Below are 14343 nucleotides of genomic sequence, written 5' to 3'. Positions count from 1 at the left end.
CCTTATTTGTCCTCCAGCAGGTGAGTCGCAAAATCGTTGCGCAGGGCATCGATGCCTTCCAGGCGATCGGCCGGGTCCGGCACGCGCAAGGTCAGGCAGGCAATCAACGCCTCGACCTGCGCCAGCGCCGGTACCATGGTGTCGAACGGCGATGCCGATTCCACCGGTGCGCTGATGATCAGGTCGGCCAATTCGCGCAGCGGCGAGGCGTAGACATCGGTGAACAGCACCACCCGCGCGTTGTTGTTCTTCGCCGCCTGCGCAACGCGCAAAGCTTGGGTCTGATAGCGCCGGTAGTCGAACACCAGCACCACGTCCTGACGTTGCAGATCGTACAAACGGTCGGGCAGCAGGGCGTTGTCTTCCAGAGCGAAACAGCCGGGACGCAGCAGGCGCAAGTGGTTGAGCAGGTAATTGGCCAGCAGAATGCTGAAGCGGCCACCGAAACAGTAGACCTGATGGCGGCTGTCGAGCAGCCATTCCACGAGGATGCGCACGTCCTCAGGCTGGGTCAGGGCGTGAGTGTCTATCAGCAAACGCTGGCTGTCCGCCAGGTAATGCGCCCAGGCATCGTCCTTGTTCTGCTGCGAGCGCGGCTGCAACAAGGTGCGCGGTGAACGCAGGCGATGGTCCATGTCGCTGAGCAGGGCTTCCTGGAATTCGGCATAACCGCCGAAACCGAGCTTTTTCACCAGGCGCACGATGGTCGGATCGCTGACGCCGGCATGTTCGGCCAGTCGCGCCATAGGCCCGAGACCGTTGCGCGGATACTGATCAAGCAGGGCGCGAACGACTTTGCGCTCCGACGGCGTCAGGTCCAGGCCGGGATCGGTGATCAGGTCTCTGAGAGGGGGCATCCGGGCTCCTGCTGGATGGGGTGTCGAATTCGTTTCACAATCCGTTAAAAGAGTATTTATGTAATGTGTGCTACATGTCTAGCGAATTTTTGTACAGGTTTTCCGAGCACCAAAAGTGTGCAAGGTGCCCGTGTAATAAGGGCTACGTCGAAGTAACGCGCTGTTGTAGTCCTTTGCCGATTGCTGTGTCAGACATTGCCTATCCCAAGCTCAGCGACTGGCCGCTGACAACCCTGAACGCCGAGGTTTTACGGCACAATGCGACGCGTATCAGCTGTGTGCCATCGTTTGTTTTATCTTTCGACCGAGAACCTGCTTGTGCCAAGTAGCCGTTTGACACTGATTTGCCATGCGCGAACCATCGCACAGAAACTGGCGCGTTTTCCTACGGACGAGCCTGTTGAAAATCTGGCTGTTCCGTCCGACGCGTTCAGGGCGCGATTGGCGGTAACACGGCGGCTGGTGTGTGCCCCGGAGTTGAGAACTCAGCAGACGGCGGCATGGTTTGGCGTCGATGCGCAGATTGATCAAGCCCTGCGCGATTGCGATTGGGGACGCTGGCGCGGCCAATCGATCAAGGATCTGCAAGCCAATGAAAACCAGGCGTTGCAAGCCTGGCTGGCCGATCCTGAAGCGGCACCCCATGGCGGCGAATCAGTCAGGCAACTGACGCAGCGGGTGGCAAAGTGGCTGGACACAATCGCTGCAACGCCTGGGCATGTCGTGGCGGTGACTCATCCGTTCGTCATGCGCGCGGCGCTGATGCAGGTGCTGCAGGGCGCGGCGTTCCACGCAATCGACATCGAACCGCTGGCGATGATCGACTTGCGCTTCAATGGCCTCTGGCGGCTACGCTTGCCGGGCATGGCCCTTGAAGAGGAATTCTGATGAAACAGCTGCTGGTCATCGGCATTGGCGCCGGCAATCCGGACTACATCACCATGCAGGCGGTGAAAGCGCTGAATCGGGTCGATGTGTTCTTTCTGCTGGATAAAGGCCAGAGCAAGCAGACACTGATCGACCTGCGCCGGGAGATCTGCGAGCGCTACGTCACCGACCACGCTTATCGCTTTGTCGAAGCCAGCAGTCCGGAGCGCGAGCGCGGCGATGTCGACTACACGGCGAGCGTCGATGCACTGAACCGCGCCAAGCAGCAGACCTTCGAACGGCTGATCAATGAAGAATTGTCCGACGGCCAATGCGGCGGATTCCTGATCTGGGGCGATCCGGCGTTATACGACAGCACATTGCGGATTCTTCAGGCGATTCAGGCATCAGGCCGCTGTGAATTCGAATATGAGGTCATCCCCGGGATCACCAGCGTTCAGGCCCTGGCCGCGCAGCACAAAATACCTTTGAACACGATTGGTCGCTCAGTAGAAATCACCACAGGCCGGCGATTGGCGGCGGGGCAGGTGAGTGAATCGGACAGTCTGGTGGTGATGCTCGATGCCGAGGATTCGTACCAGCGGGTGGCGGATCGGCAGACCGAGATTTTCTGGGGCGCTTACCTGGGCACGTCGGATGAGATTCTGCTCAGCGGTCGGCTGGCGGATATCGCCGATGAGATCGAACGGGTGCGCAAAGCGGCGCGGGCGGAGCATGGGTGGATTATGGATACCTATCTATTGCGCAAGCCTTGAGTGGTTGGCGCCTGAACAAGCGCTTTCGCGAGCAGGCTCGCTCCCACATTCTGGAATGCATTTCCCGGTGGGAGCGAGCCTGCTCGCGAAGGGGCCAGAACATTCACCGCCGATTTGGGACAGGCAAAAAGAAACCCGATGCAACGCAAATCGCACCGGGTTTTTTGTTGCCAGCCAACAGCGGATGTCGTGGATCCGCCGTCAACCTTGAACTCCGTATCAGCCGCGTTCCAGCGCCAAAGCCACGCCCTGACCGCCGCCGATGCACAAGGTCGCCAGACCTTTCTTGGCATCGCGCTTGAGCATTTCGTGCAGCAATGTCACCAGCACGCGGCAACCTGATGCGCCGATCGGGTGGCCGAGGGCAATGGCGCCGCCGTTGACGTTGACCTTGTCCAGATCCCATTGCAGGTCCTTGGCCACGGCCAGCGATTGCGCAGCGAACGCTTCGTTGGCTTCAATCAGGTCGAGCTGGTCGATGTTCCAGCCGGCCTTGTCCAGGCAGCGGCGGGTCGCCGATACCGGGCCGATACCCATGATCGCCGGGTCGACGCCAGCGTTGGCGTAGGCGGCAATCCTGGCCAGAACCGGCAGGCCCAGCGCTTTGGCTTTCTCGGCACTCATCAGAATCACGGCGGCGGCACCGTCGTTCAGCGACGAGGCGTTGCCAGCGGTGACGCTGCCGTCCTTTTTGAACGCCGGACGCAGTTTCGCCAGGGATTCTGCGCTGGTATCGCCGCGTGGCTGCTCGTCGATCTTGAACGCCACCGGATCGCCTTTGCGCTGCGGGATCAGGATCGGCGTGATTTCATCCACTAAGCGCCCGGCCTCGATCGCGGCGGCGGCTTTCTGCTGAGACGCGGCAGCAAAGGCGTCCTGCTGTTCGCGGCTGATCTCGTACTTGTCGACCAGATTCTCGGCAGTGATGCCCATGTGGTAATCGTTGAACGCATCCCACAGGCCATCGCTGATCATGGTGTCGACGATTTGCGTGTGGCCCATGCGCAGACCGGTGCGCGCGCCCGGCATGATGTAGTTGGACAGGCTCATGTTCTCCTGACCGCCAGCGATGATCACCTCGGCGTCGCCGCAACGGATCGCTTGCGCGCCCAGGTGCAGAGCCTTGAGGCCCGAACCGCAAACCTTGTTCAGGGTCATGGCCGGTACGGCATGGGGCAGGCCAGCCTTGATCGCGGCCTGACGTGCCGGGTTCTGCCCGGCGCCAGCGGTGAGCACCTGGCCCATGATCACTTCATCGACCTGCGCCCCGTCCAGACCGGTCTGCTCGAGCAACTGGCGGATCACCGCCGCGCCCAGGTCTACAGCGGATACATTGGCCAGGGAGCCCTGAAAACTGCCGATCGCGGTACGCGTGGCGGCAACAATGACGACGTCTTGCATGTGCGAATTCCTCACTGGGCAGCGAACTGCATTTCCGGTACGTGATCCGGGACGATCAGTTTACCAGCGGTTTTGGCGACGATTTCCTCGACGCTGACGCCAGGTGCGCGTTCCTTGAGGACAAAAGCGCCATTTTCGATTTCCAGATAGGCGAGGTCGGTCAGCACGCGCTTGATGCAGCCGGCACCGGTCAGCGGCAGGCTGCACTTGGCCAGCAGCTTGGACTCACCGTCCTTGGACGCGTGGGTCATGATGACAATGATGTTGTCGGCGCCGGCCACCAGATCCATCGCGCCGCCCATGCCCTTGACCAGTTTGCCGGGGATCATCCACGAAGCGATGTTGCCTTCAACGTCGACTTCAAATGCACCAAGGACGGTCAGGTCGACGTGGCCGCCACGGATCATTGCGAAGGACTCGGCGGAATTGAAGATCGACGCGCCGATCCGTGCCGTCACCGTTTGTTTACCGGCGTTGATCATGTCGGCATCGATGGTTTCTTCGGTCGGGAACGGGCCCATGCCGAGCAGGCCGTTTTCCGATTGCAGCATGACTTCCATGCCTTCGGGGATGTAGTTGGCGACCAGGGTCGGAATGCCGATGCCGAGGTTGACGTAGTAGCCGTCCTGCATTTCGCGGGCGACGCGTTGAGCCATTTGTTCGCGGGTAAGTGCCATGTTGTTGTTCTCCGTAGGCCTGAATTATTTGCGGATGGTGCGCTGTTCGATGCGTTTTTCGAACGTGCCGCAAATGACCCGGTCGACGTAGATGCCCGGGGTGTGGATCTGCGTCGGGTCGAGTTCGCCGGGCTCGACGATTTCCTCGACTTCGACCACCGTGATCTTGCCGGCGGTCGCGGCCAGCGGGTTGAAATTCTGCGCGGTGTGACGGTAAACGACGTTACCGAAATGGTCGGCCTTCCAGCCTTTGACGATGGCGAAGTCGCCGGTGATGGACTCTTCCATCAGGTATTTGCGCCCCTTGAACTCACGGACTTCCTTGCCTTCAGCAACCGGGGTGCCAACGCCAGTGGCGGTGAAGAACGCCGGAATGCCGGCGCCGCCCGCGCGCATTTTTTCGGCGAGGGTGCCTTGCGGGGTAAGGATGACTTCGATCTCGCCCTTGAGCAGTTGTTCTTCGAACAGCTTGTTTTCGCCGACGTACGAGGCGATGACTTTGCTGATCTGGCGGTCGGTGAGCAGCACGCCAAGGCCGAAACCATCAACGCCGCAGTTGTTGGAAACGACGGTGAGGTCACGCGTGCCCTTGCGCTTGATCTCGGCGATCAGGTTTTCCGGAATGCCGCACAGACCAAAGCCGCCGGCGATAACGGTCATACCGTCTTCCAGCCCGGCCATCGCTTCCTCGTAGGAATACACACGCTTGTCAAAACCTGCCATAGGCACCTCTTTTATTATTTGCGGGCGGCTGGCTAGCCGAATGACTGGAGTGTCTCTCTGCGGAATATATTTGTTAAGTTGATTTTTACGGTTGATTGATTGATAAAGCTCACTAATACGCGTTCGGCGATGATCGTTCCCACGCTCCGCGTGGGAATGCCTCCAGGGACGCTCCGCGTCCAGTGACGCGGAGCGTCTCGGGCTGCATTCCCACGCAGGAGCGTGGGAACGATCAGGGCCATCGCATCACGGCTTGCAGCTTGACGCTTGCAGCTTGCAACTGGAGCAAAGCGACCATGACCATCAAACAGATCCGGGCCTTTCTCGCCGTGGCTCACAGCCTCAGTTTTGCTGTTGCCTGCGAGCGTCTGCACCTGTCGCAATCGGCGCTCAGCCTGACCATCAAAGCGCTGGAAGAGGGCCTGGGCGGGCGCCTGTTCAGCCGCAACACGCGTAATGTCGCGCTGACCCCGGAAGGCGAGTCCCTGCTGCCGCTGGCGCGCCGCTTGATCGCCGATTGGGACAACGCCGAAGACGAGATGCGCCAGCGTTTCAGCCTGCAACGCGGACGCGTGACGCTGGCGGCGATGCCGTCATTTGCCGGCAATCTGCTGCCGCCGATTCTCAAGAGCTTCCGCGCGCGTTATCCGAACGTCAACGTGACGGTCAACGACGTGATCAACGAGCAAGTGCTGGAAATGGTCCGCGATCGTCAGGTCGAACTCGGTGTGGCGTTCGCGCCGATGCAGAGCACGTCGATGACATTCACACCTTTGTATGTCGATCGCTTTGTCGCCGTAGTACCGGCGGATTCAGCGCTGGCCGGTCGCGCCGATATCGATTGGCAGACCTTGATGGAGCAACCATTCATCACCCTGCAGCGGCCATCGACCGTGCGGGTCATGCTCGAAGAGCATTTGCAGGCGCGCGGGATGAAGTTGCCGGTGGAGTTCGAAAGTCATCAATTGGCGACCGTCGGGCGAATGGTTGCCAGCGGGCTTGGGGTCAGCGCGGTGCCGGCATTGTGCGCGGGGCAGATGCGCGAGCTCGGTGCGCATTGCCTGACCTTGAATGATTCTGTCGAACGGGCGATTGGCGTGTTGACCGAGCCGGGCAATGAGCTGTCGGCGGCGGCGCAGGCGTTGTTCGAGATTCTCAAGGCTGAAGATTTGCAGCGCAAGTTCGATTTCCCCCTCACCCCAGGAGCGCGGAAACAGAGCGCCGAACGCTGATTCAGTGTGGCAGCGAGCCTGCTCGCGAAGAACGCTAACGCGGTCTAAACCTTGGCCACGCGCCACAGATACCAGGCCGCGACCGTCCGATAAGGCGTCCACGCCTGGCCAATCTCGATCATCTGTTTGCGCGTCGGCTGCACCTCCAGTCCCTTCAGGCGCCGATAACCCTCGCGCACGCCAAAATCATCCGCCGGCAGGATATCCATGCGTTCGAGGCTGTAGATCAGCAGCATCTCCACGGTCCAGCGGCCGACACCGCGCAGGCTGGTCAGGCGTTCGATCAGGGTTTCATCGCCCATCGCCCGTGCAGTCGGGTAATCCGGCACCACGCCGTCCAGCGTCGCCTGGGCAATCCCTTGGATCGTCGCGATCTTGCTGGCGGAAAATCCGCAAGCGCGCAGTTGCTCGACCTCGGTAGCCAGAATCTGCTGCGGACGCGGAAACGCCTGCCCCGGAAACAACTCCACCAAACGCCCAAGGATCGCATCGCCGGCCTTGGCGTGCAGTTGCTGATAGGCAATCGCCCGGACCAGCGATTCATAGGGATCGCGCGCCGGATGTGGCTGATGCAGGCACGGGCCGACGGCGCTGACATGGCGCTGCCAGTCAGTGTCTATCGCGGCCAGAAAAGCGCTGGCCATCTCATACGTGTCAGCCATGTTGCGGTGATACGGACGTACTCATCGAAATCCCTGTTTGCGCGTTGGATCGCATGGCTCAAAAAGCCAATTGTTGAGTCATTTGCAGCGCGCCATTTTCCAGCCTGAGCAGGAACGCCTTGCGCGGTTGTCCGCCACCATAACCGGTCAGCGAGCCGTCTGCGCCGATCACTCGGTGGCACGGGACCACGATCGACAGGCGATTGTGCCCGTTGGCCAGGCCGACGGCACGGCTGGCGCCGGGTTTGCCCAGGCCTGCCGCGATGGCGCCGTACGTGCTGGTGTGGCCATAGGGAATTTGCAGCAGCGCCGCCCACACCTCACGGGCGAAAGTGCTGCCGGGCAGGTGCAGCGGCACGCTGAACTGAGTCAGTTTGCCAGCAAAGTAATCCGCCAGTTGCACCTCGATCTGCTGCAAGTGGGCGTTATGCCCCGGTGCAATCGCGTAGCCGTAACGGTTTTGCAGCGCTTCGACTTCACGGGTCAGCGCCGGTCGATCGAGAAACTCCAACAACACCAGCCCACGCTGCTCAGCCATGGCGATCATCGGCCCCAGCGGCGTGGTCAGGCGGGTGAACAGCAACGGCTCACTATTGGCCGCGCGGCCCGGGGTGATGTGGAAGGACTTCTGAAACGCATCGCGAAAACCGCTGAGCGACTCGTAGCCGGAGTCGAACGCGGCGTGATCGATAGAAGTGCCTTGCCTGATCCCGCCCAGGGCCATGCCGAGGCGCCGTGTGCGCAGCCAAGCGTGGAAAGTCATACCGAAGTGCTGCTTGAACCAGCGTCGCAGTTTCAGCGGTTCGATGCCCTCGGCGAGCAATTGCGCGTCACTCCAGCGCCGTTCGGGATCGGCGTCCACCGCATTGAGCAGGCGCTGCACCCAGTCCGGGGCGATGGCCGCTGCGTCCAGCGGTTTGCAGCGCAGGCAGGCGCGGTAACCGGCGCACAGGCACTCGTCGGCGTGGGCGAAGAATTCGACGTTCTCCGGTTTCGGCTTGCGCGCCGTGCAACTGGGACGGCAAAAGATCCCGGTGGTTTTTACGGCGGTGAAGAACACGCCTTCATAGGCAGTGTCGCGTTCGAGCATGGCGCGAACCATTTCGGCGTGGGGCGGCAGGACAGCGGCTGGTATGTTCATGGCCTGAGAGTAAATCCGCTTTGTCGATGGCTCCACCGAAAAATCGACAGTGAATTTTTTTGCCGGTGCCGCACAATGAGCGGGCCGCCGCTTTCAAGGAAGCCAACCCATGCATCCGTTTTCCATTCAGCACATCGATCATATCGTCCTGCGCGTCGCCGACCTGCAACGCAGCATCGATTTCTACGCCAGGGTGTTCGGCGCCGAAGTGGTCAGGCACAACCAGCCGCTGGGGCTGGTGCATTTGCGCGCTGGCACGTCGATGATCGATCTGGTCGACTTGCACGGCGAACTCGGGCGCAAGGGCGGTGGCGCGGCGCAGGCGCAGCGACGCAATGTCGACCACTTCTGCCTGCGCATCGAACCGTTCGACGAAGCCGCGCTCATCGCTCACCTGCAATCGCTCGGTCTGACCGTGGAGAAAGCCGCCAGGCGTTTCGGCGCCGAGGGTTACGGCTTGTCGCTGTACTGTTTCGACCCGGACGGCAATCAGGTCGAACTCAAAGGCCTGTCCGAGAGCGATCAGCCAGCGGTTTCCTGAAGCAGCTGCTCGGCCACTTGCCCGAGGGCCGAACGGCCGTTTTGCGCTTGTTCAGACGCCAGATTGAACAGCGCCAGTTGCCGATCGGCGCTGGTGCCGCTGTCGATGATCGCCCGGGCACGCTCGAACAACTGCGCCGCGCCCAATACCTGTGCCGTTTCGGCAAAACGCTGCTCGGCCAGTTCCAGCCATTGCGCGAGCGAACAGTCGCCGTCGATGCCTTCGACCAAAAAGCGCGCATGAATCCCCTGATGTTTGGCCCGCCAGCGATTTTCCTCCAGCATCGAACGCGCGGTCTGGTCGTACAGCAAACCGGGCCGCCGCTGCGCACTGGCATGGGCCACCAATACGCGGAAAAACGCCGCCAGGGTCAGCGCATCGTCGACCCGAGGGCAAGCGTCAGTCATGCGCAGTTCCAGGGTCGGAAAACGCGCCGCCGGGCGCACGCCCCACCAGCACTCGCCGGGCTGGCTGATCGCGCCGATGCGCGTGAGAAACGCCAAGTGCTCGTCGTAATGGCGCTGATCGGCAAACAGCGGCGGGATGCCCATGCGTGGCCACTCGTCACACGCGGTCTGCCGATAGCTCATGAAACCGCTGGCTGCGCCATCCCAGATCGGCGACGAACAACTCAGCGCCAACAGCAGCGGCGTCCAGGGCAGCACTTCGTTCATCACCGCAATGCGATCCAGCGGCTCTGCCACCTCGACGTGCACATGCAGGCCCGACAGCACGCTGCGGCGGGCGACATGGCCGTAGCGTTCGAACAGATACTGGAAATGTTCCTCGTTGGTCGGAACCTGCTCGCGCCAGTCGGCCAGCGGATGACTGCCGGCGCTGAGCATGCCCAGAGCAAATGGCTCCAGGGCCGCGCGCAAGGCCTGACGGCTGCCACGCAGAAAATCACTGGCGTGTTCGAAATCGCTGAATACCGGCGAAGCCACCTCGATCTGGCCTTGAAACATCTCCGTGGCAAACCACACACCCAGCGCCGCCCGGCAAGCCTCGATGGCCTGTGGCGGCGGACTGCCGATCATGCGCAGGCTCTGCAGGTCAGTGAGAAAGTACTCTTCCTCAATGCCGAATCGCGGGTGGCTCATGACAGTGCTCGAGCAAGTGTTTCTCTTGAGAACCGTGCGCCGTTGCGGTGGTTCACGCCGGGCGACCAGTGCCCCGCGAATGCACCGTTGGTCTTGTCCATTGCACTTGAGCGGCCAGGGCGTTTCCAAACAAGTCCGATCAACGTGTTCTGGAGGCACACATGAGCAACCCATCCAGCAACGACAAAGCGCTTAACCAAACCGTCAATCCCAACGACGACGGCTTCGCCATCGGCACGGCCGGGCGCGATGAAGACCCCAACGCCACCACCGACTGGGACGTCAGCCGTGACAACGAGGATGTCATGACGCCGGACGATACTCGCGGTCTGCCCGGTTATCCCGGGGCCGAAAAAAACAATCCTTCGAAACCCGTTGTCGACAGCAGCGTACCGGCCAACGGCGATCCATCGGTGCAGAACGACGGCGCTGATTGAGGTGGTCAGCAGTGGCAGGATAATGGCGTCGGTCGAACTTTTCTGATCCGGCGCCACTCTGAACCTGTCATAGGGTCGCAGTTCGACAGAAAAAACGCTTCGGCAGGCAGAAAAAGTTGCGTGGCGTGATAAATTCCCCCCACGTCGAGCCCACCCAGAATGGCCCCTGCCGGGTCCCACCAAGAGCGATCTACATGCAAGCAAAGGCCCGTGAGGTTTATGTGCCACCGGTGCTGCAAGATCTGCGGGCCGGCACAGCCGAACTGCACATCGCACTGGAAAAACGCCTTCCTTTTTTCTCCGACACCCTCGATACCCCCGCTTTCGAGCGCTTGATGCAGGCCTATTACGGGTTCTATCAGCCGCTCGAACAGGCTTTGCTCGCCAGTGGCGCGGTCCCGGACGATTTCAATCTGCTGCCTCGTCTGAAGGCTGACACCCTGCGCGCCGACCTGCGCGCACTGGGGGCAACCGCTGATGATTTGCCGCTGTGTGAAGATCTGCCAGTCATTGACTCCAGCGCCGCCAGTCTCGGTGTTTTGTACGTGCTCGAAGGCGCGACCCTCGGCGGGCAGATCCTGCGTCGCGAGATCGCCGCGCGGCTGAATCTGGACGCCGACAATGGCGCTGCTTTCCTCGATGTCTACGGCGCGGCCACCGGGCGGCGCTGGCGCGAGTTCATCGAATACCTGAGCAACCGGCCCATGGCGGCCAGCGAACGCGCGGCCGTGGTCAGCGCAGCACAAATCACATTCAGCTGTTTCGAGCAGTGGCTCGAGCGCCAGGAGGTACTGGCATGAACCCGCAAGACCAACAAGCCTTTGAAGAACTGCTGGCCAACTGTGCCGACGAGCCGATCCGCTTTCCCGGCGCGATCCAGCCCCATGGTCTGCTGCTGACCCTGACCGAGCCTGCGCTGCAGATCATTCAGGTCAGCGCCAACGTTGCAACCCTGTTGGCCCGCGCGCCCGAATCCTTGATCGGCCAGCCGCTGCACAGCCTGATCGGCGCTGAACACACCGCGCAAGTGCTGCAAGCCTTGCAACAGGCGACGTTCTCCGAGGCGGCGCCCCTGCGTTTCGAGCTTAACGACACTGAATTCGAAGGTTTGCTGCACCGCCATCAGGGCGTGCTGATTCTCGAACTGGAAATTCACGTGAAGAATTTCCAGCCGCGCAACGTCGCCGGGGTCAATACCCACCTGGGCCGCATGCTCCAGCGCCTGCAAGCGGCGACCACGCTGCAGGCCCTGTACGACATCAGCGTCAAGGAAATCCAGGCGATGACCGGTTACGACCGGGTGCTGATCTATCGTTTCGAGGAGGAGGGCCACGGTCAGGTCATCGCCGAAGCGTCCGACCCATCGATGGAAGTGTTCAACGGCCTGTTCTTCCCGGCTTCGGACATTCCCGAGCAGGCGCGCGAGCTGTACCGCACCAATTGGCTGCGGATCATCCCCAACGCCGATTATCAGCCGGTGCCACTGGTGCCGAAATTGCGCCCGGACACGCAGACGCCGCTGGACCTCAGTTTCGCCACGCTGCGCAGCGTCTCGCCGATTCACTGTCAGTACATGAAGAACATGGGCGTGCTGTCGTCGATGAGCATTTCCCTGCTCAAGGGCGACAAGCTCTGGGGTCTGATCAGCTGCGGCAATCGCCAGCCGCTGCACGTGCCGCATGAATTGCGCATGGCTTGCCAGACCATCGGCCAAGTCCTGTCGTTGCAGATCAGTGCCATGGAAACCCTTGAACTGACCCGCCAGCGTGAAGAGAAGGTCGAAGCGCTGGCGCGGCTCAATCAGGCGATGGTCGATTCGCCGCAAAACGTCTTCGACGGCCTCGCCCAGCAGCCTGCAACATTGATGGCTCTGGTCAATGCCGGCGGCATCGCGATCATCGAAGACAAGCAGTTGCACCGTTACGGCAACTGCCCTGAACCGGAAGAAATTCGCGCGCTGCACAAGTGGTTGCAGGCGCGCGGCGAGCCGGTGTTCGCCAGCCATCACCTGTCCAGCGTTTACCCGCCGGCGGCGCAGTATCAGTCGGTGGCCAGTGGTGTGCTTGCCATGAGCCTGCCGAAACCGGTGGACAACGGCGTGCTGTGGTTCCGTCCGGAAGTGAAGGAAAACATCAACTGGAGCGGCGACCCGCGCAAGCCGCTGGATCTGGAAAACTCCGACGCCGGGATGCGCTTGCGTCCGCGCACCTCGTTCGAGATCTGGAAGGTCGAGATGGCCGGGATCTCCACCAAGTGGAGCCACGGTGACCGGTTCGCCGCCAATGACCTGCGCCGTTCGGCGCTGGAAAACGATCTGGCCCGTCAGGTACGTCGCGAGCAGGCGGCTGTGCAGGCGCGCGATGATCTGGTGGCGGTGGTTTCCCACGACCTGCGCAACCCGATGACGGTGATTTCCATGCTCTGCGGCATGATGCAGAAAGCCTTCAGCTCGGAAGGCGCGCACACTTCGCGGCGTATCTCCACGGCAATCGACACCATGCAGCAGGCCACGGCGCGGATGAACACGCTGCTGGAAGACCTGCTCGATACCTCGAAAATCGATGCCGGGCGTTACTCGATCACCCCGCAGGCGCTGGAGGTCGGGCACATCTTTGAAGAGGCCCAAGCGTTGCTGTCGCCTCTGGCCCATGACAAGGACATCAGCATTTCCTTCCAGGCCGATCCTGACCTGCGCATCCACGCTGACCCCGAGCGGCTGTTTCAGGTGCTGTCGAACCTGGTGGGCAACGCCATCAAGTTCACCCCGCGCATGGGCACCGTGGGCGTGCACGCCAAATCGGTGGGCGACGAGATCGTGTTTATCGTGCGTGACAGTGGCGAAGGCATTCCCAAGGAGCACTTGCCGCATGTGTTCGATCGTTACTGGACGATAAAGGAAGGCAACCCGACCGGCACTGGCCTGGGTTTGTACATCACTCAAGGCATCGTCGAAGCCCATGGCGGCCAGATCGTCGCCGAGAGCGAGCCGGGGCAGGGCAGCGAATTCCGCTTCACCGTGCCGCGCCTGGCCTGAGTGGCCCTGTAGGTTTCGATCGTTCCCACGCTCTGCGTGGGAATGCCTCTACGGACGCTCTGCGTTCGGCTCTGAATGGAACGCAGAGCGTCCCGGGCTGCATTCCCACGCAGAGCGTGGGAACGATCAGATTTGGAGCCTCAGGGTCATTTTCTTCAATACCGCAAATCCCCCGCTCGCTACCGTAGCCACCTCGTTCCTCGTTTGAAGCAGGTGTGCAATGAGTCTGATTCTTTCCATGGCGGCGTTTGCCCTCGCCGCATCCATCACGCCGGGGCCGGTCAATATCGTCGCCTTGAGTTCAGGCGCGCAGTACGGTTTTCGTGCCAGCCAGCGGCACGTGGCCGGGGCGACGTTGGGGTTTGTGCTGTTGCTGGTGCTGATGGGGCTGGGCCTGCATGAGGTGTTGCAACTGTGGCCATTCATGACCCGCGTGGTGCAATGGGCCGGGGTGGCGTTTCTGTTGTTCATGGCCTGGAAACTGGCCAGTGATGACGGCCAACTGAACACCAGCGAGTCCGGCCGCGCGCCGTCGATGCTCTATGGCGCGGTGATGCAATGGCTCAACCCCAAGGCCTGGCTGGCATGCGTGGCCGGGATGGGCGCGTTTGTCGCCGACGGCGAGGCGCGGCTGGTCTGGCAGTTTGCGGCGGTGTATCTGGTGATCTGCTATCTGTCGGTGGGCTGCTGGGCGTATGCCGGGACGTTCTTGCGCGGGTATCTGAGCAATGCGGCGGGGATGCGCTGGTTCAATCGGTTGATGGCGTTGTTGCTGGCGGTGAGTGCGCTTTATTTGCTGTTCACTTGATTCACAGGTCAATTACAAAACCCCTGTGGGAGCGAGCCTGCTCGCGAATGCGGTGGATCAGTCAGTGAAGTGTTGAATGACACACCG

15 protein-coding genes are annotated in these 14343 nt (G+C 61.4%); 8 read left to right on the top strand and 7 right to left on the bottom strand.

Annotated elements, in window-relative coordinates:
• Positions 1–2: 2 nt before the first annotated feature.
• Positions 3–857 (bottom strand): MurR/RpiR family transcriptional regulator, encoded by an 855-nt coding sequence (locus tag AB4N47_RS13160; protein WP_341637872.1) that lies wholly within the window; start codon positions 855–857, stop codon positions 3–5.
• Positions 858–1175: 318 nt separating this feature from the next.
• On the opposite strand from AB4N47_RS13160, the gene AB4N47_RS13155 reads away from it, so the two are divergent.
• Together AB4N47_RS13155 and cobF are read left to right on the top strand one after the other, a co-directional pair.
• Positions 1176–1745 carry a histidine phosphatase family protein gene (locus tag AB4N47_RS13155; protein WP_341637871.1) on the top strand — a complete coding sequence of 190 codons (570 nt, stop codon included), beginning with the start codon at positions 1176–1178 and terminating at the stop codon, positions 1743–1745.
• On the top strand, positions 1745–2500 hold the full coding sequence (gene cobF / locus AB4N47_RS13150; protein ID WP_341637870.1) for a precorrin-6A synthase (deacetylating): 756 nt from the start codon (positions 1745–1747) through the stop codon (positions 2498–2500). Before AB4N47_RS13155 ends, cobF begins: the two co-directional genes overlap by 1 nt.
• Positions 2501–2719: 219 nt before the next feature.
• On the opposite strand, the gene AB4N47_RS13145 is transcribed toward cobF, so the two are convergent.
• Genes AB4N47_RS13145 through AB4N47_RS13135 form a run of 3 tightly spaced genes read right to left on the bottom strand, consistent with a single transcriptional unit; the run spans position 2720 to position 5301 of the window.
• The gene (locus AB4N47_RS13145) at positions 2720–3901 is read right to left on the bottom strand and encodes an acetyl-CoA C-acetyltransferase (RefSeq protein ID WP_460154568.1); all 1182 of its coding nucleotides are present in this window, start codon (positions 3899–3901) and stop codon (positions 2720–2722) included.
• Between the two features lie 11 nt (positions 3902–3912).
• Positions 3913–4578 (bottom strand): CoA transferase subunit B, encoded by a 666-nt coding sequence (locus AB4N47_RS13140; protein ID WP_016774134.1) that lies wholly within the window; start codon positions 4576–4578, stop codon positions 3913–3915.
• Positions 4579–4602: 24 nt separating this feature from the next.
• Positions 4603–5301 (bottom strand): CoA transferase subunit A, encoded by a 699-nt coding sequence (locus AB4N47_RS13135; RefSeq protein WP_016774135.1) that lies wholly within the window; start codon positions 5299–5301, stop codon positions 4603–4605.
• A gap of 296 nt (positions 5302–5597) precedes the next feature.
• Between AB4N47_RS13135 and AB4N47_RS13130 the strand changes: the two genes are divergently transcribed.
• Positions 5598–6533: a LysR substrate-binding domain-containing protein gene (locus AB4N47_RS13130; protein WP_460154567.1), complete on the top strand. Its 936-nt coding sequence runs from the start codon at positions 5598–5600 to the stop codon at positions 6531–6533.
• Between the two features lie 44 nt (positions 6534–6577).
• On the opposite strand, the gene AB4N47_RS13125 is transcribed toward AB4N47_RS13130, so the two are convergent.
• Entirely contained in the window at positions 6578–7195 is a 618-nt protein-coding gene (locus AB4N47_RS13125; RefSeq protein ID WP_341637867.1) for a DNA-3-methyladenine glycosylase family protein, read from the bottom strand.
• 58 nt (positions 7196–7253) lie between these two features.
• Positions 7254–8336, bottom strand: a complete 1083-nt coding sequence (locus AB4N47_RS13120; RefSeq protein ID WP_341637866.1) for a bifunctional transcriptional activator/DNA repair enzyme AdaA — start codon at positions 8334–8336, stop codon at positions 7254–7256.
• A 109-nt stretch (positions 8337–8445) separates the two neighbouring features.
• On the opposite strand from AB4N47_RS13120, the gene AB4N47_RS13115 reads away from it, so the two are divergent.
• On the top strand, positions 8446–8877 hold the full coding sequence (locus AB4N47_RS13115) for a VOC family protein (RefSeq protein WP_341637865.1): 432 nt from the start codon (positions 8446–8448) through the stop codon (positions 8875–8877).
• On the opposite strand, the gene AB4N47_RS13110 is transcribed toward AB4N47_RS13115, so the two are convergent.
• Positions 8859–9977: a carboxylate-amine ligase gene (locus AB4N47_RS13110; protein WP_341637864.1), complete on the bottom strand. Its 1119-nt coding sequence runs from the start codon at positions 9975–9977 to the stop codon at positions 8859–8861. The two genes, AB4N47_RS13115 and AB4N47_RS13110, sit on opposite strands and share 19 nt — an antisense overlap.
• A 161-nt stretch (positions 9978–10138) precedes the next feature.
• Here AB4N47_RS13110 and AB4N47_RS13105 point away from each other — a divergent pair, with 161 nt between their 5' ends.
• From AB4N47_RS13105 to AB4N47_RS13090, 4 genes are all read left to right on the top strand, one after another.
• Positions 10139–10414, top strand: a complete 276-nt coding sequence (locus tag AB4N47_RS13105; RefSeq protein WP_071171834.1) for a hypothetical protein — start codon at positions 10139–10141, stop codon at positions 10412–10414.
• Between the two features lie 194 nt (positions 10415–10608).
• Positions 10609–11214, top strand: coding sequence for a biliverdin-producing heme oxygenase (locus tag AB4N47_RS13100; protein WP_016774141.1), 606 nt, complete (start codon positions 10609–10611; stop codon positions 11212–11214).
• A complete protein-coding gene (locus AB4N47_RS13095) occupies positions 11211–13448 on the top strand; it encodes an ATP-binding protein (RefSeq protein WP_341637863.1) in 2238 nt (745 codons plus the stop codon). The genes AB4N47_RS13100 and AB4N47_RS13095 overlap by 4 nt, the downstream gene beginning before the upstream one ends.
• Before the next feature lie 220 nt (positions 13449–13668).
• Positions 13669–14256, top strand: coding sequence for a LysE family translocator (locus AB4N47_RS13090; RefSeq protein WP_122750638.1), 588 nt, complete (start codon positions 13669–13671; stop codon positions 14254–14256).
• Positions 14257–14343: the final 87 nt, after the last annotated feature.

This window comes from Pseudomonas sp. S3_G06 (assembly GCF_054667565.1).
Note: the sequence above shows the minus strand (reverse complement) of the source record. Positions and strands in the feature narration are given on the sequence as shown.